General features: G+C 72.5%; 13 protein-coding genes and 2 pseudogenes. 8 read left to right on the forward strand and 7 right to left on the reverse strand.

Features of this window, described 5'->3' with window-relative positions:
* Nucleotides 1-26: 26 nt before the first annotated feature.
* Nucleotides 27-4,622: a coiled-coil domain-containing protein gene (locus ACZ3KP_RS21370; RefSeq protein WP_467501260.1), complete on the forward strand. Its 4,596-nt coding sequence runs from the start codon at nt 27-29 to the stop codon at nt 4,620-4,622.
* Nucleotides 4,623-4,636: 14 nt separating this feature from the next.
* On the opposite strand, the gene ACZ3KP_RS21375 is transcribed toward ACZ3KP_RS21370, so the two are convergent.
* Nucleotides 4,637-5,104 carry a hypothetical protein gene (locus tag ACZ3KP_RS21375; protein WP_467501261.1) on the reverse strand — a complete coding sequence of 156 codons (468 nt, stop codon included), beginning with the start codon at nt 5,102-5,104 and terminating at the stop codon, nt 4,637-4,639.
* A gap of 442 nt (nt 5,105-5,546) precedes the next feature.
* Here ACZ3KP_RS21375 and ACZ3KP_RS21380 point away from each other — a divergent pair, with 442 nt between their 5' ends.
* The 5 genes and pseudogenes from ACZ3KP_RS21380 (at nt 5,547) to ACZ3KP_RS21400 (ending at nt 13,506) form a co-directional block, all read left to right on the forward strand.
* Nucleotides 5,547-8,369: a sensor histidine kinase gene (locus ACZ3KP_RS21380; protein WP_467501262.1), complete on the forward strand. Its 2,823-nt coding sequence runs from the start codon at nt 5,547-5,549 to the stop codon at nt 8,367-8,369.
* Nucleotides 8,366-8,800: a roadblock/LC7 domain-containing protein gene (locus ACZ3KP_RS21385; RefSeq protein ID WP_132894220.1), complete on the forward strand. Its 435-nt coding sequence runs from the start codon at nt 8,366-8,368 to the stop codon at nt 8,798-8,800. The genes ACZ3KP_RS21380 and ACZ3KP_RS21385 overlap by 4 nt, the downstream gene beginning before the upstream one ends.
* A gap of 9 nt (nt 8,801-8,809) precedes the next feature.
* Nucleotides 8,810-9,205 carry a DUF742 domain-containing protein gene (locus ACZ3KP_RS21390; RefSeq protein WP_467501263.1) on the forward strand — a complete coding sequence of 132 codons (396 nt, stop codon included), beginning with the start codon at nt 8,810-8,812 and terminating at the stop codon, nt 9,203-9,205.
* 24 nt (nt 9,206-9,229) lie between these two features.
* Nucleotides 9,230-12,920: pseudogene (locus ACZ3KP_RS21395) on the forward strand (hydantoinase B/oxoprolinase family protein).
* Entirely contained in the window at nt 12,901-13,506 is a 606-nt protein-coding gene (locus ACZ3KP_RS21400; RefSeq protein WP_358982667.1) for a GTP-binding protein, read from the forward strand. Before ACZ3KP_RS21395 ends, ACZ3KP_RS21400 begins: the two are co-directional and overlap by 20 nt.
* Nucleotides 13,507-13,562: 56 nt before the next feature.
* Here ACZ3KP_RS21400 and glpK read toward each other — a convergent pair whose 3' ends face one another.
* The 5 genes and pseudogenes from glpK to ACZ3KP_RS21425 form a co-directional block, all read right to left on the reverse strand.
* Nucleotides 13,563-15,083: a glycerol kinase GlpK gene (glpK, locus tag ACZ3KP_RS21405; RefSeq protein WP_467501264.1), complete on the reverse strand. Its 1,521-nt coding sequence runs from the start codon at nt 15,081-15,083 to the stop codon at nt 13,563-13,565.
* 122 nt (nt 15,084-15,205) lie between these two features.
* A pseudogene (locus ACZ3KP_RS21410) lies at nt 15,206-15,532 on the reverse strand (aquaporin); the annotation flags it as partial.
* 209 nt (nt 15,533-15,741) lie between these two features.
* Complete coding sequence (locus tag ACZ3KP_RS21415; RefSeq protein WP_467501265.1) at nt 15,742-17,382, reverse strand: EAL domain-containing protein; 1,641 nt, start codon at nt 17,380-17,382, stop codon at nt 15,742-15,744.
* A 110-nt stretch (nt 17,383-17,492) separates the two neighbouring features.
* A complete protein-coding gene (locus tag ACZ3KP_RS21420; RefSeq protein WP_467501266.1) occupies nt 17,493-18,683 on the reverse strand; it encodes a lipid-transfer protein in 1,191 nt (396 codons plus the stop codon).
* Nucleotides 18,680-19,111 carry a Zn-ribbon domain-containing OB-fold protein gene (locus ACZ3KP_RS21425; RefSeq protein WP_467501267.1) on the reverse strand — a complete coding sequence of 144 codons (432 nt, stop codon included), beginning with the start codon at nt 19,109-19,111 and terminating at the stop codon, nt 18,680-18,682. Before ACZ3KP_RS21425 ends, ACZ3KP_RS21420 begins: the two co-directional genes overlap by 4 nt.
* Nucleotides 19,112-19,314: 203 nt before the next feature.
* On the opposite strand from ACZ3KP_RS21425, the gene ACZ3KP_RS21430 reads away from it, so the two are divergent.
* Nucleotides 19,315-19,848: an NUDIX domain-containing protein gene (locus tag ACZ3KP_RS21430; RefSeq protein WP_361341809.1), complete on the forward strand. Its 534-nt coding sequence runs from the start codon at nt 19,315-19,317 to the stop codon at nt 19,846-19,848.
* Between the two features lie 10 nt (nt 19,849-19,858).
* On the opposite strand, the gene ACZ3KP_RS21435 is transcribed toward ACZ3KP_RS21430, so the two are convergent.
* Nucleotides 19,859-22,219, reverse strand: a complete 2,361-nt coding sequence (locus ACZ3KP_RS21435) for a glycoside hydrolase family 31 protein (protein ID WP_467501268.1) — start codon at nt 22,217-22,219, stop codon at nt 19,859-19,861.
* Nucleotides 22,220-22,432: 213 nt separating this feature from the next.
* On the opposite strand from ACZ3KP_RS21435, the gene ACZ3KP_RS21440 reads away from it, so the two are divergent.
* Nucleotides 22,433-24,400, forward strand: a complete 1,968-nt coding sequence (locus tag ACZ3KP_RS21440) for an acetoacetate--CoA ligase (RefSeq protein WP_467501269.1) — start codon at nt 22,433-22,435, stop codon at nt 24,398-24,400.
* Nucleotides 24,401-24,406 lie beyond the last annotated feature (6 nt).

Consider the following 24,406-nt stretch of genomic DNA (forward strand, 5'->3'; position numbering starts at 1 on the left):
TTTCCCACGTCTCACGAGAGTCCGCCATGTACGAGCTGTCCCGGGTCCGCCTCTACTCCATCGGACCGGCCGGTGCGCGCTACGCCGACACCGTGCTGGACCTGCGGGGTGTCGGCGAGCCGGTACCCGACCCCGCCCCCACCCAGGCGGAGTTCTTCGAGGAGGAGCCGGTCGGCCCGCCGCGCCGGCCCGCGCCCGCGGGCGTGCTCTTCCTCGAGAACGGCGGCGGCAAGTCGGTGCTGCTCAAGCTGATCTTCTCGGTGATGCTGCCGGGTCACCGGAACACCCTCGGCGGCGCCAGCTCCGGTGTGCTGCGCAAGTTCCTGCTCGCCGACGACTGCGGGCACGTCGCCCTGGAGTGGCAGCACACGCTCACCGGCGAGTGCGTGGTCGTCGGCAAGGTGAGCGAGTGGCGCGGGAGGCAGGTCTCGAACGACCCGCGGAAGTTCGCGGAGGCCTGGTACTCGTTCCGGCCCGGCCCGGGTCTCTCGCTCGACAGTCTGCCCGTCGCCGAGTCCACCGCCGTACGGCCACCCGTGGAGGGCGCCTCCGGGGCGCAGGGACGGCGACGCACCATGAAGGGGTTCCGGGACGCCATCACCGAGGCGAGCAAGGCCTACCCGCACCTCGAAGTGCACTGGGAGGAGATCCACGACCGCTGGATCGAGCACCTCGGCGACCTCGGCCTGGACCCCGAACTCTTCCGCTACCAGCGGGAGATGAACGCCGACGAGGGCGAGGCGGCCGGCCTGTTCGCGGTGAAGAAGGACTCCGACTTCACCGACCTGCTGCTGCGCGCCGTCACCGACACCCGGGACACCGACGGACTGGCCGACCTGGTCAGCGGGTTCGGCAACAAGCTGGGGCGGCGCGCCGAACTGATCGCCGAACGGGACTTCACCGCCGGCTCGGTGGACCTGCTCGGGCGGATCGTGGAGGCCGCCGGGGCACGCGCACGGGCGCGCGACATCCACGCCGGAGCCGAGCGCCGTACCCGTACGCTGGCGCGGCGCCTGTCCGCGCGGGGCGTCGAGGAGCGGACACGCGCCGGCGACCTCGCCCAGCAGGTCACGGCCGCCGCCCACGCCGTCACCCACTCCGAGGACGCCCGCGAGCGCAGCGCCCTGATCGCCGCCGAACTCGCCTACCGGCACGCCTCGCTGGCACTGGCCGCCGGCGAGAAGTCCGCCGCCGCGCAGAAGCGCGAACTGGCCGACGCGCGCACCCTGCACTCCGCCTGGCAGGCCGCCGAGGCCGTACTGCGCCACCGCGCCGCCGCCGACCGCGTCGCGCGCGTGGCCGCCGCCATCCAGGAGGCCGAGCGCGACGCGGCCCCCGCCCTCGCCGCCCGCGCCAGGGCCGCCGTCGATCTCGTACGCGCCCTGCACGCCGCCGCCGAGAGCGCCGAGCACCTCGCCAACGAGGAGGAGGAGCGGTCCGCCGCCCTCCAGGAGGTCAGCGACGCCGCCTACCGGGACTCCACCGCCGCCGCCACCGAGGCCCAGCGAGCCCGCAGCGAGGTGGGGCATCTGCGCCAGCGCCTCGGCGAGGTCGAGCAGGAGACGGCCGAGGCGGTCCGCGCGGGCTGGCTCGACGACAGTGCCCCCGACGCCGACCCGGCCCGGGCCGCGCTCGCCGCGAGCGACGCCGAGAAGACGGCCGTGACCGCCTGGGACACCGCCCGCGAGGCCTCCCGCAAGGCGAGCGAGCACGCCCGCGAGGCGGCCGCCGCCGAGTCCCGTGCCGAACTCACGGCGGCCCGCGCCGCGGACGCGGCGACCGCGGCGGAGCGGACGTACGACGCCGAGAAGCGGCTGGCCGAGAGCCTTGCGGCGGAGGACCGCCTGGCCGAACTGCTCGGCCTCACCGGTTCCCGTACGGTCATCCCGCGGCCCCGGCACGAGGACGGCGACGACACGCTCGGTCCCGAGGAACTCGACCGGTTCGCCGACGAGTTGCGCGAACTGCTCGACGACGCCGTCGGCTCCGCCGAGCGCCACCTGTTCGAACTGCGCACAGCGGCCGCCGACGACTCCCGGATTCTCGGCGCCCTGGGTGACGGCGGTCTGCTGCCGCCCGGACCGGACGTGCTCGCCACCGTCGAGTTCCTCGGCGAGCACGGCATCCCGGCCCTGCCCGGCTGGCGCTATCTGGCGCAGGCCGTCGACCCCGCCGACCACGCGCGCGTGCTGGCCGCCCGCCCCGAACTCGTCGACGGCGTCATCATCACCGACCCCGGCACACACGCCCGGGCCCGCGAGGCACTGAGCGACGCGGCCCTGCTGCCGCGCTCCGCCGTCGCCGTCGGCACGGCCGCCGCCCTGCTCGCACCGACCCCGCCCGCCGACGCCACCCCGGGCGACGTGTTCCTCGTACCGCCGAACCCGGCCATGCACGACGAGCACGCCGCCGACGAGGAACGGCAGGCGCTGCGAGCCCGGGCGACCGAGCGCGACGAGGAGATCCGCACCCTCGCCGCGCGGCTCGGCAAGGACCGCGAACTGGCCGCCCGGCTCGCCTCCTGGCGCACCGGCTGCCCCGCCGGACGGCTCGTGGAGCTGGCTCGGGCCGCCCAGGAGGCGCGCGCCTTCGCCCAGGAGGCCGAGGCCGAGCTGGCCGAGGCGCGGACCGTGCGGGCCGAGGCCGAGGAGGCGGCCGCCGAGGCCGCACAGGTACGCGACGAACGGCAGGAGGCCGCACAGAAGGCCCGACGCGCCGCCGACGCCCTGGCCGGCCTCGCGTTCCGGCTGCGCGAACGGGCCGGCTGGCAGGTCAAGCTCCGCGAACTCGCCGACGAGGCGACCGAGTCGGAGGCCCGCGCCCAGTCCTGTCTGGAGCGCGCCCGTGCCGCCGACGAGGACCGGCGCGGCGCCCAGCGTGCCGCGGACGACGCCCGCCGCACCGCCCGCGCCCTGCGCGCCGAGCGCTCCGAGATCGCCGGCGCCCCCGACGACGTACCCGACGCGGACGAGAACGCTCCGAAGGCCTCACTGCCCGCCTTGCGCGAGGCCTACCGGACCGCTTCCCAGGTGTACGAGAAGGTCGGCGTGGGTGCCGATCTGCGTGCCGAGCAGGCCCGCGCGGAGAGCGACGACAGCGCCGCCCTCGCCGAGCTGGACCGGCTGAGCAACAAGGTCCGCACCCGCGCGGAGCAGCTGCTCCAGTCTCCGGACGGCTCCGACGGCCCCTCCCGGCAGGCCGCCGCCGCCCGCGCGGAGGAACTGGTGCAGCTCCTGGAGACCCGGATGTCCGCTGCCAGCGAGCAGCTCGGACGGCTGCGCGGCGAGGCCGAACGGCACGCTCCGCAGGACGGCGGGGCCCACACCGAACTCCCCGAGGAACTCCAGCCGCGCGACGCCGAGCACGCACAGGCGCTGCTGCGCACGGCGACCGCCGAACTGGCCTCCCGCACCGAGGCGCTGGCCCGGGCGCGGGAGGCCCACGCCGAGCTGCTGGCGGCCCACCGGGCGGCCGAGGACGCGGCGAGCGGCTTCGACGAACTCGCGGCCATGCTCCGTGACCTGCTGCGCGAACACACCGCCGAGGAGGAGCAGGAGGAGCCGGAGCCCTACCCCGGCAGCCCGGAGGAGGCCCGGCAGTCCGCCGCCGAGGCCCGCAGGTCGCTGCGGGGCTGCGCCGGTGACCTGTCCGCCGCCGAGGCCGCCGTACGCGAGGCGAGCGATGTGCTCGTACGACACGCCAACTCGACCCGCTACGAGGCCGTACGCACCCCCGCCCGGCAGCAGATCCGCGAACTGCCCGCCGCCGCGCTGCCCGAGCACGCCCAGAAGTGGGCCGACGCCTTCGCTCCCCGGCTGCGGGTCCTGACCGACGAACTGGCCCAGCTGGAACGGAACCGGGACTCGATCGTGGACCGGCTGCGCGGGCTGGTGGAGTCCGCGCTGGCCACCCTGCGGTCCGCGCAGCGGCTGTCCCGGCTGCCCGAGGGGCTCGGCGAGTGGTCCGGGCAGGAGTTCCTGCGCATCCGGTTCGAGGAGCCCGACCAGGCCACCCTCACCGAACGCCTCGGCGAGGTCATCGACGAGGCGACCCGGGCCGCCGTGAAGAAGAACTCCGATCTGCGCCGGGACGGAATGTCCCTACTGCTGCGAGGGGTCGCTGCGGCGCTGCAGCCGAAGGGCATCGCCGTGGAGATTCTCAAACCGGACGCGGTGCTGCGCGCGGAGCGGGTGCCGGTGGGCCAGATGGGCGACGTGTTCTCCGGCGGCCAGCTGCTGACCGCCGCGATCGCCCTGTACTGCACGATGGCCGCGCTGCGGTCCAACGACCGCGGGCGGGACAAGCACCGGCATGCCGGGACGCTCTTCCTCGACAATCCCATCGGCCGGGCCAACGCCACCTACCTGCTGGAACTCCAGCGAGCGGTGTCGGACGCGTTGGGCGTGCAACTCCTCTACACGACCGGGTTGTTCGACACCACCGCGCTGGCCGAGTTCCCGCTGGTCATCCGGTTGCGCAACGACGCCGACCTGCGGGCCGGGCTGAAGTACATCAGCGTGGAGGAACACCTCCGGCCCGGACTGCCGCAGCAGCCCCAGGCCGGTGAGGCCGTGCACAGCGAGATCACCGCCACCCGCATGTTCAGGAAGCCGTCGGCCTGACAGCTCCCTCGCCCTCAGGGGTGGGACAGCTGACCGGCCTGGCCGCCGCGCCCACGTATCCGCTTCTGTTCGCGCCCGGCGGCACGCTCCTGCCGCCGGGCCGCGCGCCGCTCGCGGCGCAGTTCCCGCGCCGTGCTGCTGGGCTCGGAGACCACGCCGTTGCGCTGGTTCCACACCTGACGGGTCACCCAGACGTCCACCACGCTCCAGGTGGCCACCACCGTGCTCGCCACGCTGCTGATCACCATCGGGAAGGCCAGCCAGGACTGCGCCATCGTGCAGAAGAACGCCACCATGGCCTGGATCAGTGTCACCGAGATGATGATCAGTGCCCGCACCCCCGCGGTGCGCACCGGGTCCGGCATCCGGTACCGCTTGGCGGGTTCCTCGACCCACAACGGCCGGTACTGCGCGTGCGGTTGCGCCGTCGATCGCGCCACCGCACCGTCCTCGGGCGCCAAGCGCCGCTGAGCCGTCCCCATCAACGTGTCACTCCCCACCGCCGGCAGAACCTCGCCCCGGAGTCCGACGACCCCGTCTCCCCAGTGGCTGCCCGGCTTACGTTGTTCTACGCCGCCCGGACACGGATCCGGCTCCTGTGGCGGATTCCGCATCCATTGCCCACCAACAAGGACGAACGAACTCGCCCGATGATTCCCGACCAGCGAAAAATTCCGGCCAACTGATCCTTCGTACCGGTCCCGCCCCACTCGCGCGAAGTCGACGCGATCGCGGTGGCAATCTCCCGCAATGCCCGGACAACTCCTCCTGTCCGTCCCCGTCTGTCCGCCATGCCGCGGCGCAGAGGCGGAAGTTCACCGTCCGGACGGTTCTTCGAGTTATCCCTGTGGCGGTAGTAGGCTCGCGCCGTTTGTTGACGCACATATGTACCCCCGCCTCGCGGGGGTCGAGCTGGGGGAGGCCATGCGCTTTCGCGGGAAGTCGATCCGCCGGAAGATCGTGGCGCTGCTTCTCGTGCCGCTGGTGTCCCTGACGGCCGTCTGGGGCTTCACCGCCGTACTCACCGGGCGTGAAGTCAGCCGGCTGTTCCAGGTGTCGGCCGTGGTCGAGGACATCGGTTACCCCACCGACGACACCATCCAGGTCCTCCAGCAGGAACGTCGGCAGACCCTCGTCTATCTCGCCGATCCGCGCGCCGCCGACTCGCTCGCCGCACTGCGCCGCACCCGCACCGCCACCGACGGCGCCGTCGCCAGGCTCCGCGCGAACGCCCGGAAGGGAGACGTCCGCGACGCCGTGAACGCGGACGACGGCGACCGCCTCACCGCCGTGCTCGACGCCTTCGACGGCATCGCCCCCCTGCGCCGCAGCGTCGAGGCGGGGACCGTCAGCCGCTCCCAGGCCTTCGACCTGTACAACCGCCTTGTCGAACCCTGCTACGCGCTGCTGACCAGTCTCGACGGCCTGGACGACGTAGAGATGGAGAAGCAGGGTCACGCCCTCGACAACCTCACCCTCGCCCGGGAACTCCTCTCGCGTGAGGACGCCCTGCTCGGCTCCTCCCTGGTGGTCGGGAAGATCTCCCGCGACGAGACCCGTGAGATCTCCGACCTGGTCGCCCAGCGCACCCTCCTCTACGACACCAGCCTGCCGCTGCTCCCGGCGTCGGAACGTGACCGCTTCGACCGCTTCTGGAAGGACGCCACCAGCGCTCCGCTGCGGGCCGCGGAGCGGTCCGTCATCGCCCTGGGCTCCGGCACACCCGACGACGTCAGCGCGAAGAGCTGGGACACCGCCGCCGGCAGCGTCCTGAAGGAACTGGGCACGCTCGACGACCAGGTCGCCGACGGCTACCAGAACCGCATCCGGCCCGTCGCCGTCAGCGTGATCGTCCAGGCGGCCGTCGTCGGGGTCCTCGGACTGGTCGCCGTGCTGTTCTCGCTGATCATGTCGGTCCGGGTCGGCCGCGCCCTCATCCGTGACCTGCGGCTGCTGCGCCAGGAGGCGCACGAGGCCTCCGGGGTCCGGCTGCCGAGCGTGATGCGCCGGCTGTCCGCCGGGGAACTGGTCGACGTCGAGACCGAGGTCCCGCGCCTGGAGTACGACAAGAACGAGATCGGCGAGGTCGGCCAGGCCGTCAACACCCTCCAGCGCGCCGCCGTGGAGGCCGCCGTCAAGCAGGCCGAACTGCGCTCCGGCGTCTCCGAGGTCTTCGTCAACCTCGCCCGCCGCAGCCAGGTCCTGTTGCACAAACAGCTCACCCTGCTCGACACCATGGAACGCAGGACCGAGGACACCGACGAACTCGCCGACCTCTTCCGCCTCGACCATCTCACCACCCGGATGCGCCGCCACGCCGAGGGCCTGGTGATCCTCTCCGGCGCCGCGCCCTCGCGCCAGTGGCGCCGGCCCGTCCAGCTGATGGACGTGGTGCGCGCGGCCGTGGCCGAGGTCGAGGACTACGAACGCATAGAGGTGCGCCGGCTGCCCCGCGTCGCCGTCACCGGCCCCGCCGTCGCCGACCTCACCCACCTCGTGGCCGAACTCCTGGAGAACGCAACAGTGTTCTCGCCGCCGCACACCGCGGTGCAGGTCCTCGGCGAACGTGTCGCCAACGGCTTCACCCTGGAGATCCACGACAGGGGTCTCGGCATGGCCGCCGAGGCGCTGCTCGAGGCCAACCTGAGGCTTGCCGAGACACCCGAGTTCGAACTCTCCGACACCGACCGGCTCGGGCTGTTCGTGGTCAGCCGCCTCGCCCAGCGCCAGAACGTGCGCGTGTCGCTCCAGCCGTCCCCCTACGGCGGCACCACCGCGGTCGTCTTCATTCCCGACGTGCTGCTCACCGACGACGTCCCCGACACCAACGGCATCGGCTTCCGCCTGGACCGCGACCACCTCGCCCCCCAGGCGGAGACCGAGAAGAGCCGGGCCAACGCCCTGAGCCAGGTCCCTTCGCACCGGACCGGGACGCCGGCCGCGCCGCTCGACGGCCCGGTCGAGCTGGAGGCGCCGGCCGGCCTGGACCCACTGGAGGGCTTCCCGGGCGCCCTCACCGGCGACGACAGCGAACGCGGCGGACTGTTCCACCCCGGCCGCCCCCTCACCCGGGCCGGCGACGACACCGTGCCCGCCGTGGGCGAGCCTCATCGCAGCGCGCCCGGGGTCCCGGACGCCTTCCAGGACGAACGCCCCGGCGGACCTGTGGCGCTGCCCAGACGGCATGCGCCCAAGCTGGTCAGCTCGCACGGCAAACCCGTCACCGAGCCGCGCGCCCGCCGTGCCGAGTCCGACCAGCGGGAGCAGGCGGACCCGGGCCGCCCCGAGCCGGGGCGACTCGCCCCGCTGCCGTCCCGCCGCCGCACCGACGCCTCCGGGCACCGCGCCACTGGCTCGGCCGAACGGCCCGGGGAACACCCGGCGTACCCGTCCGAACCCGCCTGGCCGACCGCCCTGCCCCAGCGTGACCGCCGCTCCGAGATCACCACCGGCAGCGGCCCCGACGACTCCGTCCCGTCCCTCGGCAGCACGCCCCCGGAGGCCGAATCCGGCACCCGGCCGCTGCCCAGGCGGGTACGGCAGGCCAACCTGGCCCCGCAACTGCGACAGGACCCCGCACGACCCGCCCCGCGCGAACCGGAACCCGTCGAGCGCGACGCCGACGAGGTCCGCAGCCGCATGGCCTCGCTCCAGCGCGGCTGGCAGCGCGGGCGGGCGGAGAACGCCACGGGCGACGGGGCCCGGCAGGGCACAGCACAAGGAACGACTAAGGGGGACGGTCGATGACCGATCCGATGGCGACCGGCCGCACGGCGACGAACAAGGGCGAGCTGAACTGGCTCCTGGACGACCTCGTGGACCGGGTGGCCAGCATCCGCAAGGCCGTCGTGCTCTCCGGCGACGGCCTGCCCACCGGGGTCTCCAAGGACCTCACCAGAGAGGACAGCGAGCACCTGGCGGCCGTGGCCTCCGGCTTCCACAGCCTCGCCAAGGGCGTGGGCCGTCACTTCGAGGCGGGCAGTGTCCGGCAGACCGTCGTCGAACTCGACGACGCGTTCCTGTTCGTCACCGCCGCTGGCGACGGCAGCTGCCTCGCCGTCCTCTCCGACGCCGACTCCGACGTCGGCCAGGTCGCTTACGAGATGACCCTGCTGGTCAAGCGGGTCGGCGTACATCTGGGGTCCGCTCCGCGCACCGATCTGCCCGCAGGCGGGTAGTGGGATGACATGAGCGCAGACGGTCAGGGAACAGGTCGCTGGTTCGACGACGAGGCCGGACCGGTCGTCCGTCCGTACGCCATGACGCGCGGGCGCACCACGAGTCCGGCCCAGCACCGCCTCGACCTGATCGCGGTGGTCGTCACGGAACCCCACGCGGACGACCCCGAGGCCGACCGGACGCTGTCCCCGGAGCACGTCGACATCGTGGAGCTCTGCCGCGACGTACCGCAGTCGGTCGCCGAGCTGGCTTCGGAACTCGACCTGCCCATCGGAGTCGTCCGGGTCCTCATCGGCGACCTCGTCGCCGGGGAACTCGTCCACGTCAACCGGCCGGTGCCCCCGGCCGAGCTGGTGGACGAGAGTATTCTGCGCGACGTGATCAACGGCCTCCGGGCGCTGTGACCGGCGTGGAAGCGGAGTGGTGACGTGACAGGCTGGCAGTTCTGGGTCGACCGCGGCGGGACGTTCACCGACGTCGTCGCCCGGCGCCCGGACGGCCGGCTGCTCACCCACAAGCTGCTCTCCGACAACCCCGCGCGGTACGCCGACGCGGCCGTGGCGGGCGTCCGCGAACTCCTCGCCGACTCCGGCGAGCCTGTGGACGCCGTCCGCATGGGCACCACGGTCGCCACCAACGCGCTCCTGGAACGCAAGGGCGAGCGCACCCTCCTGGTCGTCACCCGCGGTTTCCGTGACGCCCTGCGCATCGCCTACCAGAACCGCCCGCGCATCTTCGCCCGCCGCATCGACCTGCCCGAGCTGCTGTACGAACGCGTCATCGAGGCCGACGAGCGCATCGCGGCCGACGGCACCGTCCTGCGCGCCCCCGACCTGGACGCCCTGGCGGGCCCGCTCCGGCAGGCGTACGACGACGGGATCCGCGCGGTCGCCGTCGTCTGCATGCACAGCCACCTGCACCCCGCCCACGAGCGGGCGATCGGCGAGCTGGCCGCCCGCACCGGCTTCCCGCAGATCTCGCTGTCCAGCGAGGTCAGCCCGCTGATGAAGCTCGTCCCGCGCGGCGACACCGCCGTCGTCGACGCCTACCTGTCGCCTGTCCTGCGCCGCTACGTCCGCCGAGTCGCCGACGAACTCGAAGGCGTGCGACTGATGTTCATGCAGTCCAACGGCGGCCTGGCCGAAGCCGGGCAGTTCCGCGGCAAGGACGCCGTCCTGTCCGGGCCGGCCGGAGGCATCGTCGGCATGGCGCGGATGTCGCAGCTCGCCGGCTTCGACCGCGTCATCGGCTTCGACATGGGCGGCACCTCGACCGACGTGTCCCACTTCGCCGGGGCGTACGAGCGGGTCTTCACCACCCAGATCGCGGGCGTCCGACTGCGCGCCCCCATGCTGGACATCCACACCGTCGCCGCGGGCGGCGGCTCGGTGCTGCACTTCGACGGCTCCCGCTACCGCGTCGGCCCGGACTCGGCCGGCGCCGACCCCGGCCCGGCCTGCTACCGCGGTGGCGGCCCGCTCGCCGTCACCGACGCCAACGTCATGCTCGGCCGTATCCAGCCCGCCCACTTCCCCCACGTCTTCGGCCCGGACGGCGACCAGCCCCTGGACGCCGACCTCGTCCGCGCCCGTTTCACCGACCTCGCGCGGGAGATCCGCGAGCAGACCGGCGACGACCGCACCCCGGAACAGGTCGCCGAGGGTTACCTGAGCATCGCCGTCGCCAACATCGCGGGCGCCGTGAAGCGGATCTCCGTCCAGAAGGGCCACGACGTCACCCGTTACGCCCTCACCACCTTCGGCGGGGCCGGCGGGCAGCACGCGTGCCCGGTCGCCGACTCGCTCGGGATCCGCACCGTCCTGGTGCCGCCGATGGCAGGCGTGCTGTCCGCAGTCGGTATCGGGCTCGCCGACACCACCGCCATGCGCGAACAGTCCGTCGAGGTCCTTCTTGAGCCCGCCGCCATGCCCGGCGTCCGCAAGACCGCCGACGACCTGGAAGCCGCGGCCCGCGCCGAACTCCGTGCCGAGGACGTCCCCGAGGACCGTATCGAGGTGACCCGCCGCGCCCAGCTCCGCTACGACGGCACCGACACCGTCCTGACCGTCGACCTCACCGAACCGGGCGCGATGAAACACGCCTTCGAAGATCGTCATCGCGCCACGTACTCCTTCACCCTCGACCGTCCGGTCGTCGTCGAGGCCCTCTCCGTGGAAGCCACCGGCATCACCCGACCCCCCGATCTGTCCGCCCTCGCCCCTTACGAAGGCCGCCCCGCCGCCCCGGAGACCGTCCGCCTCCACACCGGCGGCGCCTGGCGCGACGTACCCCTCCACCGCCGCGAGGAGCTGCCTCCCGGCGAACTTGTCACCGGCCCGGCGATCATCACCGAGGCCAGTGCCACGACCGTGGTCGACGACGGCTGGCGGGCCACCGCGACCGACGACGGGCATCTGGTCATGGAACGCGTGGCGGTTACGCAGAGTTCCGAACTCGACACGAAAGCCGATCCCGTTCTGCTGGAGGTCTTCAACAACCTCTTCATGTCCATCGCCGAGCAGATGGGCGCCAGGCTGGAGTCGACGGCCCAGTCCGTCAACATCAAGGAACGCCTGGACTTCTCCTGCGCCCTGTTCGACCCGGACGGGAACCTGGTGGCCAACGCCCCCCACATCCCCGTCCACCTGGGCTCGATGGGCACCAGCGTCAAAGAGGTCATCCGCCGTCGCGGCGCCCAGATGCGTCCTGGCGACACCTACGCCGTCAACGACCCATACCACGGCGGGACCCACCTGCCCGACGTCACCGTGATCACCCCGGTCTTCGGAACCGGCGGCACCGCGGTCACAGCGGGTGACGGCGGGGAGATCCTCTTCTACGTCGCGTCCCGGGGCCACCACGCCGAGATCGGCGGTGTCGCCCCCGGCTCGATGCCCGCGAACAGCCGCACCATCGAGGAGGAGGGAGTCCTCTTCGACAACTGGCTGCTCGCCGAGAGCGGCCGGTTCCGGGAGGCCGAGACCCACCGGCTGCTCGCCGAGGCCCGCCATCCCTCCCGCAACGTCCCCACCAACCTCGCCGACCTGCGCGCGCAGATCGCCGCCAACCGCAAGGGCGTCGACGAGGTCGGCCGCATGATCGAGGAGTTCGGTCTCGACGTCGTCCAGGCCTACATGCGCCACGTCCAGGACAACGCCGAGGAAGCCGTCCGCAGGGTCGTCGACGCCTTGGACGACGGCGAGTACGCCTACGAGACCGACTCGGGCGCCGTCATCCGGGTGAGCGTCCGCGTGGACCGCGGCAACCGTCGGGCGACCATCGACTTCACAGGCACCTCCGCGCAGCTCGCCACCAACTTCAATGCCCCGTTCTCCGTCGTCAACGCGGCGGTGCTGTACGTCTTCCGGACCCTGGTCGCCGACGACATCCCGCTCAACGACGGCTGTCTGCGGCCCCTGGACATCGTCGTCCCACCGGGCTCCATGCTCGCTCCCGAACCGCCGGCCGCCGTTGTCGCGGGCAACGTCGAGACCTCCCAGGCCATCACCGGCGCCCTCTACGCGGCACTGGGCGTCCAGGCCGAGGGGTCCGGGACCATGAACAACGTCACCTTCGGCAACGCACGCCACCAGTACTACGAGACCGTCGCCTCCGGATCCGGAGCGGGCGACGGATTTCCCGGCGCGAGCGTCGTACAGACCCACATGACCAACTCCCGGCTCACCGACCCGGAAGTCCTGGAATGGCGGCTGCCCGTGCGCCTCGACGAGTTCGCCGTACGGCGCGGCAGCGGCGGCGCGGGGCGCTGGCGCGGCGGGGACGGCGCGGTCCGCCGGATCCGCTTCCTCGAACCCATGACCGTCTCCACTCTCTCCCAGCACCGTCGTGTCCCGCCGTACGGGATGGCGGGCGGGGCGCCGGGCGCGCTCGGCGCGAACCGCGTGGAGCGGGCGGACGGTACGGTCACCGAACTCGGCGGCAGCGACACGGCCGACGTCGGCACCGACGACGTACTCGTCATCGAAACCCCGGGTGGCGGCGGGTACGGACATCCGCCACCCGGCGGCACATCAGGAACCACCCTCACCGAGCACGACCCCATCAAGGAATGACCCTCATCAAGCAGGAGAAGAGATCGATGATCTTCGGGCGATCTGAGCGCGGCAAGCCCCCGGTCGAGCCCGTCACGCTCAAGATCCTCGTGGCCGGCGGCTTCGGCGTGGGCAAGACGACGCTGGTCGGCGCGGTCAGCGAGATCAGGCCGTTGCGCACCGAGGAACTGCTCACCGAGGCGGGGCGGCCGGTCGACGACACCTCCGGTGTCGAGGGCAAGCACACCACCACCGTCGCCATGGACTTCGGCCGCATCACCCTGCGCGAGGACCTGGTGCTGTACCTGTTCGGCACGCCCGGGCAGGAACGGTTCTGGTTCATGTGGGACGAGCTGTCCGAGGGCGCGCTGGGTGCCGTCGTGCTCGCCGACACCCGCCGACTGGAGGACTGCTTCGCCGCCGTCGACTACTTCGAGCGGCGTTCCATCCCCTTCCTCGTGGGCGTCAACTGCTTCGAGGGCTCGGACCGTTACCCGGCGGAGGACATCCGCCGCGCCCTCGACCTCGACCCGGACGTACCGGTTGTGCTCTGCGACGCCCGGGACCGCGGGTCGGTCAAGGAGGTGCTCATCGGTGTCGTCCAGCACGCGATGGCCGCGGCAGCGGCGCACCGGCAGGCCGCCACCACCTGAGCGGCGGCACGGCCCGTACCCCCGCCGACCGGGGTACGGGCCGTGGTCCCAGGGGGTTACTCGGCGTCCTCGTCGAGCCAGCCGAAGCTCTTCTCCACCGCCTTGCGCCAGTTGGCGAACTCCCGCTCGCGCACCGACGCCTGCATGGCGGGGGTCCATTCGGCGTCCTTCTGCCAGTGCGACCTGAGTTCGTCCAGATCGTTCCAGAAGCCGGTCGCCAGGCCGGCCGCGTAGGCGGCGCCCAGGCAGGTCGTCTCGGACACCCGGGGCCGGATCACCGGCACCCCGAGCACGTCGGCCTGGTGCTGCATCAGCAGGTTGTTCCTGGTCATGCCGCCGTCCACCTTCAGGGTCGTGATCCGCACCCCGGAGTCCTGGTACATGGCGTCCACGACCTCCCGCGTCTGCCAGCTCGTCGCCTCCAGCACCGCACGCGCGAGATGTGCCCTGGTGACGTAGCGGGTCAGCCCGGTGATCACCCCGCGCGCGTCCGAACGCCAGTAGGGGGCGAACAGGCCGGAGAAGGCCGGCACGATGTAGGCGCCGCCGTTGTCGTCGACGCTCGCGGCCAGCGGCTCGATCTCGTCGGCGGTGCGGATGATGCCGAGCTGGTCGCGGAACCACTGGACGAGCGCGCCCGTCACGGCTGTCGAACCCTCCAGGCAGTACACCGGTGCCTCGTCACCGATCCTGTAGCCCACGGTCGTCAGCAGTCCGTTCTTGGACGCCACCGGCCGGTTGCCGGTGTTGAGCAGCAGGAAGCTGCCCGTCCCGTAGGTGTTCTTCGCCGTGCCGGCCTCGTAGCAGGCCTGCCCGAAGACCGCTGCCTGCTGGTCGCCCAGGGCGGAGGCCACCGGCACCCCGGCGAGCCGGCCGACGGCGGTGCCGTACACCTCCGCGGAGGACCTGATCTCGGGCAGGACCGCCGCGGGGACGTTCATCGCCGCGAGGACGGCGGGGTCCCACCGGAGGGTCTCCAGGTTCATCAGCATGGTGCGCCCGGCGTTGGTGACGTCGGTGACGTGCCGGCCGCCGTCGGTGCCGCCGGTGAGGTTCCAGATCAGCCACGAGTCGATGGTCCCGAAGGCGATCTCGCCGCGCTCGGCGCGGTCCCTGAGCCCGGGTACGTTGTCGAGCAGCCAGGCCGCCTTGGGCCCGGAGAAGTAGCTCGCCAGCGGCAGCCCGGTCTGCTCGCGGAACCGGTCCGGACCGTCGCTGCCGCCGAGTTCGTTGCACAGGGCGGTGGTACGGGTGTCCTGCCAGACGATCGCGTTGTGCACGGGCTTGCCGGTGGCCCTGTCCCACAGGACCGTCGTCTCACGCTGGTTGGTGATGCCGAGCGCGCTCAACTGGTCGGCTCGCAGCCCCGCGGTGGCGAGCGCCCCGGCCACCACGGCCTGCACCTTGGACCAGATCTCGGTGGCGTCGTGCTCCACCCAGCCGGGCTTGGGGAAGATCTGGCGGTGCTCGCGCTGGTCGACGGCGACGATCGCGCCGCCGTGGTCGAAGATGATGCAGCGGCTCGACGTGGTGCCCTGGTCGATGGCGGCGACGTACTTCTCGGCGGTGTCCGGCATGGCTACCCCTTGGTCGCTGGGTCCGAAGGCTGCGGTGGTCGCTGGGTCCTGGGGGTGCGGGTGAAGGCGGGGAGATCAGAAGGCCACGTTGCAGAGGAGACCCGCGAGTGCCCCGCCGATCAGAGGATCGGCAGGACCAGCGCCATGGTCGCGATGATCTCGGTGATGAGGTCGGCGACCGGCTTCCGGATCTCCGGGATGGTGGAGACGGCACCGGTGTCGACGGCGCTGCCGATGGTGACGGCCGGATTGAGCTGCCCTCCTGACAGCGGGGCGGCGGTGCGGGCGCCGGCCAGGACGCCGAATCCCCGGCCGAACGCGATCACCACCCGTCCCGCGGCCCGGGCCTTGGAGTGTCTGAGGGTGACCGCGGCGCAGACACCGGCGCCGAACACGATCAGGATGGCCGCGCCGATGACTTCGCCGACGAATATGTCTCCGTTGCTCATGGCGGCTCCCAGGGCGCTGGCCGGGGGATTGGCCCGGCGCTTAGAGCAGGAACGGTTCTTTGGCGACGTCGGGACAGCGCAGGGCGCAGTGCCTGATTACACCGGGAATGTACGGCGATGTCGACCGACACCGGAAGTTTTCACCGGCGTCCAGGGGGCGTCAAGGTCGCTGACGGCAACGATGACAGGCAACCGCAGGGGAGCAGTTCTCACGGTTCCAGCACCGCGCACCCCGCCTGGGCCGGGTAGGAGCCCGAGCCGCGCCGGATCTCGTACCCGGACAGCCCCGCCCGCCCCAGCACCCAACTAGCCCCGGGCAGCGCCTTGGCGGCCTTCTTCAGCGGTGCCAGACACGCGGCCGCCTGCCGGTGGTCGGCCACGCTGCCCGGAGGACAGACGACGGTGGCCAGGGACAGCGTGACGGAACGGCCACCGGCCGACCAGGGCGCGTCGAGCACCGCCTCCAGCGGGTCAAGGCCCGTCTCGTCGGCCAGCACCAGGAAGTCGTCGCCGCCGATGTGCCCCACGCGCGCGGGCCCGACGGCGGCCTCCTGTACGGCCCGTCCCACCGCGCGGATCAACTCGTCGCCCGCCGCGAACCCGGCCCCGTCGTTCACCAGTTTGAAGTGGTCGATGTCCAGCCAGCTCAGCGCGACGACCCGGCCGTCCGCGATCCACCGATCCGCCTCGACCGTGATCGTGTCCGAACCGGGCAGCCGCGTCAGCGGGTTGAGCCCGGCGGCCTCCTCGACCCGGGTCTCGGCGAGTGCCCGCAGCAGGTCGGCGAGGTGGACGACGCCCACACAGCGCCCCAGCCGGTCGACGACGGCCACGTCGTCGGAGGCACGGTCCCGGCCGCCGACGGCCACCACGTCCAGCACTTCCCACGCGGTCGCGTCGACGCCGACCGTGCGCGGTACGTCGCCGAGTTTGAAGGCCGGGCGGTCGGCGTACAGGGCGTGCCCGTAGCGGCCTGACATCGACAGCAGGAAGCGGGAGCGGTGCACCGACCGCACCGGGGCACCCGCCTGGTCCACCAGGAGGACGCCCGAGACGTCCGGGGACCCGGTCAGCAGCGTCCGGACCTGCGACGCGGACGCGGTGACCGGCAGCAGTGCGGCAGGCCGTACGAACTCCCGTACCGACGGCCCGGAGCGCGGCCGGGCCACGGCGGCGGGCGAGGGTGGCGGAACGTACACCTCGGCCACCGGGATCCGGGCCGGCGGTGCGAACAGTTCGCCCTGGCCCAGCTGCGCCCCGGCCGACAGGGCCGCCGCATACTGCAGTTCCGTCTCGACACCCTCGACGGCCAGGAGGGCGCCCAGTTCCTCGCACAGGGTGCGCATCGCCCGGACCGCGGCAGGCCGGCCGAGCAGCGAGGCGTCCAGTTTGACCAGGTCGGGGGAGAGGTCGGTGAGCAGTCGCAGGGGCACGTCTCCGTCGCCGATGCCGTCCGCGCTGATCCTGAAGCCCTGGCCGCGCAGGGTCGCCACGGCTTCCAGCAGGGACCGCTGCGGCACATGCGTGTACGGCGGGACGATGTCCAGGGTGACCTCCCAGGGCATCCGGCCGGCTTCGCGGACGGCCTCGGGCAGCGGGCCGATGCCGCCCAGGTCGGCGAGCGTGGCGGCGAAGACGTTGATGTGCAGCGGCAGAAGGGTCTCCCTGCGGGCCGCCGCCCGGAAGGCCAGCACGGCCAGCCTGCCGTCGAGTTCGGGGTCGCGGTGGGCTTCGGCGAGGACGTCACCCGTCTCGGGGCGGGCGAGGATCTCCAGTGCGGCGACCCCGCCTGTCGTCAGGTTGACCACCGGCTGGAAGGCGAAACGGAGAGCATCCGTCCAGGAGAGCACGGGAGCATGATGGCCCCCTGGGCGTGCGCCCAGGGGCAGTTCATGAGACGTTCACGCATCATTCCGGGGTGGTCACGCAGTGTGCGAATCCTCCCGTCACACCGGTCCCGTCAGGCCACCGCTATCACGGACGAACCGTGCCCGAACAGCCCCTGGTTGGCCGTGATGCCCACGCGCGCGTGCGCGACCTGCCGGTCTCCCGCCGCGCCCCGCAACTGCCAGGTGAGCTCGCAGAGCTGGGCGATCGCCTGGGCCGGCACCGCCTCTCCGAAGGAGGCGAGGCCGCCGCTGGCGTTGACGGGTATCCGGCCGCCGAGCGCCGTCGAGCCCTCCCGCAGCAGCTTCGCCGCCTCACCCTCGGCGCACAGCCCCAGATCCTCGTACCACTGCAACTCCAGCGCGGTGGACAGGTCGTACACCTCCGCCAGGGACAGCTCCTCGGGGCCGATGCCCGCCTCCTCGTAGGCGGCGCTCGCGATCGACGCCCGGAAGGTCCGCTCCGGGGGCTCGACCGTGGCGGCCGAGTCCGTGGCGATGTCCGGCAGGTCCAGCACCGTGCTCGGATAGCGGGGCGTGACCGTGGAAACGGCCCGGATCCGCACCGGCCGCCGCGAACCGTGCCGACGGGCGAACTCCAGGCTGGACAGTACCAGCGCGGCCCCGCCGTCGGAGGTCGCGCAGATGTCCAGCAGCCGCAGCGGATCCGCGACCACCTGGGAGGCGGCGACCTCCTCGGGGGTGACCCGCTTGCGGTAGCGGGCGTACGGATTCGCCGCCCCTGCGGCCGCGTTCTTCACCTTGACCAGCGCGAAGTCCTCCGGGGTGTCCCCGAAGACCGCCATCCGCCTGCGCGCGTACAGCCCGAAGTAGGCCGGATTCGTCGCCCCGAGCAGCCTGAAGCGCAGCCAGTCGGGATCGTCGGGACGCTCTCCTCCGGCGGGCCGGAAGAAACCCTTGGGCGCCGCGTCCGCGCCCACCACGAGTACCACGTCGGCGAGCCCTGCCAGGATCTGCGCCCTCGCCGCGGCGACGGCCTGGGCACCGGAGGCGCACGCCGCGTACACGCTTGTCACCCGGGCCCCCTGCCAGCCCAGCGCCTTGGCGTAGGTCGCGCCCGCGACATAGCCCGGATAGCCGCCACGTACCGTGTCCGCGCCCACGATCGAGCCGATGTCCCGCCACCGGAGCCCCGCGTCCTCCAGGGCGGCGCGGGCAGCCGCCGTCCCGTACTCGACGAATCCGCGTCCCCACTTGCCCCAAGGATGCATGCCCACGCCGAGCACCGCCACGTCCGCCGTCATCGCGCCACCCCCGTCGGCCGCCAGTGCCAGGTGGTCCAGGTCGTCTCCGCGTCCTCGGCCAGCACTCCGGGGACGACCTCGGCCTCCATGCCCACCGCCAGATCGGCGACGGTGATACCGGGAACCGCCTGTCCCAGCACCACGATCCGCTCGGACTCCAGCTCCACAGCGATCAACGCGTACGGCTCCCAGGGAAGTTCCGGATCGCTCACATAGGGTGACGGAGGCCGGTATCTGCTGTCGGTGAACGACCAGATCCGCCCCCGCGGGGCGAGCGGCACCTCGGTCAGATCGCCGCCGTCGCACGCCGGGTTGCGGCAGTGGACGTCCTCGCGCGGGAAGAAGACCGTGGCGCAGGCGGCACAGCGGGTGCCCAGGAGCCGGAAGGCGTTCCCCTCGCCCGTGAACCAGCCGTCGACCGCCGGCATGCGTGTACGCGACAAAGCTCCTCCAGGGCAGCAGATCTGACGGAACGTCAGAAGTGTGCCACGGGCCGCCCGAATTGGGCAGGCCGCGCAGTCGAACGCCGATGGCCGGTCCGCCTCCTGATCACTGGGCGTCACTTCACTTCCGGAAGAAGGTGCTCCGCTGACCGTGAGACGACACCCTCGTGATCGGATAAAGTCCGCGCGTGTCCGAAAATCAGCACCCTCTTGCCAACTCCGCTCCGGACTCGCACTGTTCGAGCTGTGGAGCGGCCTACGGAGAGGGCATCTCCGGCTGGCCCCGTACCTGCGCGGCCTGCAACCACACCGCGTACCGCAATCCGCTACCGGTGGCGATCGCCCTCCAGCCCGTGTACGACACGAAGGGCACCGCCCTGGTCGTCATCACCCGCACCGTCGCCCCCGCGCGCGGAGGCGTCGCGCTGCCCGGCGGTTACGTCGACGACCGCGAGGACTGGCGGCACGCCGTGGTCCGTGAGCTCAAGGAAGAGACGGGCATCGACGCGGCCGCCCGCGACGTGCGCCTCGTCGACGCCATGAGCTCGCCCGACGGGCACCTGCTGCTCTTCGGCCTCCTCCCGGAACGCCCGGCCGAAGGCCTGCCGCCGTCGGGCGCGACGGACGAGACGGAGGGCTGGCACCTGCTGCGCCGACCCGAGGAACTCGCCTTCCCCCTGCACAGCGTCGCCGTACGCGCGTGGTTCGAGGGCCGTTACTGAGCCCTCCGGCTCAGCCCAGCCCCCTCACGCGCACGGGCCGGGACGGCTCGCCGACGCCGTTCTCGCCCTCGCGCCGGACCACCACCTGCCGGCCCTCCCAACGGGCGACGTACCGTTCCACCTCCGGCTCGTCCCAGCCGTCGCCCGCGTCCGGCACGACCAGCCCGCCGCCCGTCCGCCCCCGGACGGGCGCCCACACCTCCAGCCGCGTACCGCCGTCCTCGCCCCGCACGGGAAGCACGGCACCCGCGCGCGCGAGCACCGGGATCCGGGACAGCGGCGCGTCCACGAGGACCTGCCCGGGCCCCTCGTACGCCTGCTCCGACAGCGTGTCGTACCAGCGCCCCCGGGGCAGCCGCACCGCACGCCGGTCGGTGCCCGGATCCAGCACCGGCGCCACCAGCAGAGCGTCGCCCAGCAGGAACGCGTCCTCCCGGTCACGCAGCGCCCGGTCCTCCGGCTCACCCCACCACAACGGCCGCACATAGGGCGCGCCGGTGCGTCTCGCCAGATGCGCCAGCGTCATGAAGTACGGCAGCAGGCGCCGGCGTTCGAGGAGCGCCGCGCGCGCATGCTCCAGCACCTCGGGCCCGAACTCCCACGGCTCCCTGCGCCCCGCCCGCATGCCGGCCTGCGTGCGGAACAACGGCAGGTACGCGCCCAGCTGGAACCAGCGCAGGAACAGCTCGGGCGACGGGCTCCCGTCGAACCCGCCGACGTCCGGGCCCGAGTACGGCACCCCGCACAGCCCGAGCCCCAGAACCAACGACAGGGACGCACGCAACCCGGGCCAGCCGGTGGCGACGTCACCGGACCAGGTGCCGCCGTAGCGCTGCATTCCCGCCCAGCCGGAGCGCGAGAACAGGAAGGGGCGCTCACCCGGCGCCGCTTCCCGAAGCCCCAGGTAGGCCGCCTGGGCCATGCAGAGCGCATAGACGTTGTGCGCCTCACGGTGGTCGCCGCCCCGGCCCTCCAGAGCGTGTCGCGACGAACGCGGCAGCGTCGACTCGCCGAAAGCGTTGAAGGACGTCGGCTCGTTCATGTCGTGCCAGAACCCGGCGAAGCCCAGCGCCAGCCGCTCCTCGTACAGCGCACCCCACCACTTGCGCACGCGCGCGTGCGTGAAGTCGGGAAAGACCGACTCCCCGGGCCACCCCACCCCCTCGACCGGCCGCCCCGACGCATCCCGTACGAAGGCGTCCACCGCCGCCCCGCTGTCATGAACCGCGTAGCCCCGCTCCGCCCTCACCGCCGGGCCCACGGTGGACACCAGCCGGATCCCGTCCCGCCGCAGCTCCTCCGCCAGCGTCGGCAGCTTCGGGAAGCGCTCGCGGTCGACGGTGAACACCTGCTGCGCGTCATAGTGGTCGATGTCCAGATGGACGGCGTCCAGGGGCAGATCCCGCTCCTGGTAACCGGCGACGGTCCGCCGCACCTCCTCCTCGCTGCCGAAGCCCCAGCGGGCGTGGTGATGGCCCAGCGCCCACGCCGGCGGAAGGGCCGGCGGCCCCGTGAGCGAGGCCCAGGTGTGCAGCACGCGCGCGGGGGTGCCCACCATCACCCAGCAGCGCAGCGGGCCACCGTCCATCCGCAGCTCGCTCCGTCCGGTCCGGTCATGACCCGAACCAGCTCCCTCCTCACCCTCCCGGAGGGTCACCGTCCCGTCCCACGAGGTGTCGTGGAACACCAGGTGCGCGGCGGCGTCCGCCACCACGAACTGCACCGGCATGGTGATGTACAGCGGATCGTCACCGGGCCCGAAGGCGTGCCCGGGGTCGGTGTTCCACAGCCGATAGGACCCGTCCCGCAGCCGGGGCCCCGAGGCCCGCCCGCCGAGACCGAAGAACCGCGCGTCCGCCGCCACCTCCGAGCGCTGCACCCAGCGCGCCGCACCCCCGTCCACCGGCTCCCACCACCGAGGCGGCAGGTCCCGCCGCAGCATCACCCCACCCGGCGTGCACACCTCCACCGCGCCGTGCCGCGAGACACTGACCGTCACCCGTTCGGCCACGACCCGCCAGCCGCCGTCGGTGTCCGGTTCGAGCACCGCCCGCGGGTCGGCCTCAGGACCGCGACCAGCGAGCCCGTACGACGGTGCGGGACCGGCCCCGTCCCAGCCCCAGAAGACCGCGCCGTTCACGGCGACCATGATCCGCAGCTCGGACCGGCTGAAGCGGATCACCCCGCCCCCGGGGCCCGGCTCCGCGCCCTGCACGGGCCCGGGCACCCGGGCCCGTTCCGCCCCCCGCGCGGGCAGCCCGGCCGCATCGATGCGCCTCCTGCGCCACGCGGCCCGTACGGTACGCAACCCCAGAGCCGCCTTCCTCGAACCGACCACTCTCACCGAACGCACCAGGTCACGACCGTCCATGCTGCTCACCCTGCCACTCCACGCACCACACATGCGCGCCGTTCAACTGCCGTTCACCCGCGCCGGGACCAGATCTTCACGACACGGTCCACGGGGAGCGCACCCTGGTGCAGAAGTCGATCACATGGCATCGTCCCTGTCAGCCGCGTCACGCGCCCACCCCCGCCCGTGCGCGTCCCACGCACACCAGCGCAGAAGCCCGGGAGCCGCCCCATGTCGACCGCGAACCCCCAGCCGCTCTGGCAGCCCGATCCGCAACGGATCGCGCAGGCCCGCATCACCGCGTTCCAGTCCTGGGCGGCGGCACACCACGGAGCACCCGCCGACGGGGGCTATCCGGCCCTGCACCGCTGGTCCGTCGACCACCTGGACACCTTCTGGAAAGCCGTCGCGGAGTTCTTCGACGTACGGTTCTCGACGCCCTACGCGCGCGTGCTCGGCGACCGCTCCATGCCGGGCGCCGAATGGTTCCCCGGCGCCACCCTGAACTACGCCGAGCACGCCCTGCGGGCCGCCGGCGCGCGCGCCGACGAACCCGCGCTCCTGCACGTCGACGAGACCCACGAACCCCACCCGGTCACCTGGGCGGAGCTGCGCCGCCAGGTGGGCTCCCTGGCCGCCGCGCTCCGCGCCCTCGGCGTCCGCCCCGGCGACCGCGTCAGCGGCTACCTCCCGAACATCCCGCAGGCCGTGGTCGCGCTCCTCGCCACCGCCGCCGTCGGCGCCGTCTGGACCTCCTGCGCCCCCGACTTCGGCGCCCGCAGCGTTCTGGACCGCTTCCAGCAGGTCGAACCGGTCGTCCTGTTCACCGTCGACGGCTACCGCTACGGAGGCAAGGAACACGACCGCCGCGCGACCGTGGCCGAACTCCGCAGCGAACTGCCGACCCTGCGCGCCGTCGTGCACATCCCGCTGCTCGGCACCCCGGCCCCCGAGGGCGCCCTGGACTGGGCCGCCCTGACCGCCACCGACACCGAGCCCGAGTTCGAGCAGGTCCCGTTCGGCCACCCCCTGTGGGTCCTCTACTCCTCCGGCACCACCGGCCTGCCCAAGGCCATCGTCCAGTCCCAGGGCGGCATCCTCGTCGAACACCTCAAACAGCTCGGCCTGCACTGCGACCTGGGCCCAGAGGACCGTTTCTTCTGGTACACCTCGACCGGCTGGATGATGTGGAACTTCCTCGTCTCCGGCCTCCTCACGGGCACCACGATCGTCCTGTACGACGGCAGCCCCGGACACCCCGACATCAGCGCCCAGTGGCGCGTCGCCGAACGCACCGGAGCCACCCTCTACGGCACTTCCGCCGCCTACGTGATGGCCTGCCGCAAGGCAGGCGTCCATCCGTCCCGGGATTTCGACCTCTCCCGGGTGCAGTGTGTCGCCACCACCGGCTCCCCCCTGCCCCCCGACGGCTTCCGCTGGCTGCACGACGAGGTCCGCGACGACCTGTGGATCGCCTCCGTCAGCGGCGGCACCGACGTGTGCTCCTGCTTCGCCGGGGCCGTCCCCACCCTCCCGGTCCACACCGGCGAACTCCAGGCACCAGGCCTGGGCACCGACCTCCAGGCCTGGGACCCCCACGGCAACCCCGTCACCGACGAGGTCGGCGAACTGGTCGTCACCAACCCGATGCCCTCCATGCCGACCCGGTTCTGGAACGACCCCGACGGCAGCCGCTACCACGAGAGCTACTTCGACACCTACCCCGGCGTCTGGCGGCACGGGGACTGGATCACCGTCACGTCACGCGGCTCGGTCGTCATCCACGGCCGCTCCGACTCCACGCTCAACCGGCAGGGCGTACGGATGGGCTCGGCCGACATCTACGAGGTCGTCGAGCGCCTGCCCGAGATCAGGGAATCCCTCGTCATCGGCATCGAGCAGCCCGACGGCGGCTACTGGATGCCCCTCTTCGTCCACCTGGCGCCCGGGGCGGTCCTCGACGAAGCCCTGCTGAACCGCATCAAGCAGGCCATCCGCGAGCAGCTCTCGCCCCGGCACGTCCCCGACGAGATCATCGAGGTGCCCGGCGTCCCGCACACCCTCACCGGCAAGCGCATCGAGGTCCCGGTCAAGCGCCTTCTCCAGGGCACGCCCCTGGAGAAGGCCGTCAACCCGGGCTCCATCGACAACCTCGATCTGCTGGGCTTCTACGAGGACCTCGCCCGTAAACGCACCTGAGCTCCT

The sequence above is a fragment of the Streptomyces sp. NPDC020958 genome (assembly GCF_055562175.1).

Excerpts from the sequence above, each read along its gene's own strand:
- ACZ3KP_RS21370 (WP_467501260.1), top strand. The coding sequence starts at position 27 with ATGTACGAGCTGTCCCGGGTCCGCCTCTACTCCATCGGACCGGCCGGT.
- ACZ3KP_RS21375 (WP_467501261.1), bottom strand. The coding sequence starts at position 5,104 with ATGGGGACGGCTCAGCGGCGCTTGGCGCCCGAGGACGGTGCGGTGGCG.
- ACZ3KP_RS21380 (WP_467501262.1), top strand. The coding sequence starts at position 5,547 with ATGCGCTTTCGCGGGAAGTCGATCCGCCGGAAGATCGTGGCGCTGCTT.
- ACZ3KP_RS21385 (WP_132894220.1), top strand. The coding sequence starts at position 8,366 with ATGACCGATCCGATGGCGACCGGCCGCACGGCGACGAACAAGGGCGAG.
- ACZ3KP_RS21390 (WP_467501263.1), top strand. The coding sequence starts at position 8,810 with ATGAGCGCAGACGGTCAGGGAACAGGTCGCTGGTTCGACGACGAGGCC.
- ACZ3KP_RS21400 (WP_358982667.1), top strand. The coding sequence starts at position 12,901 with ATGATCTTCGGGCGATCTGAGCGCGGCAAGCCCCCGGTCGAGCCCGTC.
- glpK (WP_467501264.1), bottom strand. The coding sequence starts at position 15,083 with ATGCCGGACACCGCCGAGAAGTACGTCGCCGCCATCGACCAGGGCACC.
- ACZ3KP_RS21420 (WP_467501266.1), bottom strand. The coding sequence starts at position 18,683 with ATGACGGCGGACGTGGCGGTGCTCGGCGTGGGCATGCATCCTTGGGGC.
- ACZ3KP_RS21425 (WP_467501267.1), bottom strand. The coding sequence starts at position 19,111 with ATGCCGGCGGTCGACGGCTGGTTCACGGGCGAGGGGAACGCCTTCCGG.
- ACZ3KP_RS21435 (WP_467501268.1), bottom strand. The coding sequence starts at position 22,219 with ATGGACGGTCGTGACCTGGTGCGTTCGGTGAGAGTGGTCGGTTCGAGG.
- ACZ3KP_RS21440 (WP_467501269.1), top strand. The coding sequence starts at position 22,433 with ATGTCGACCGCGAACCCCCAGCCGCTCTGGCAGCCCGATCCGCAACGG.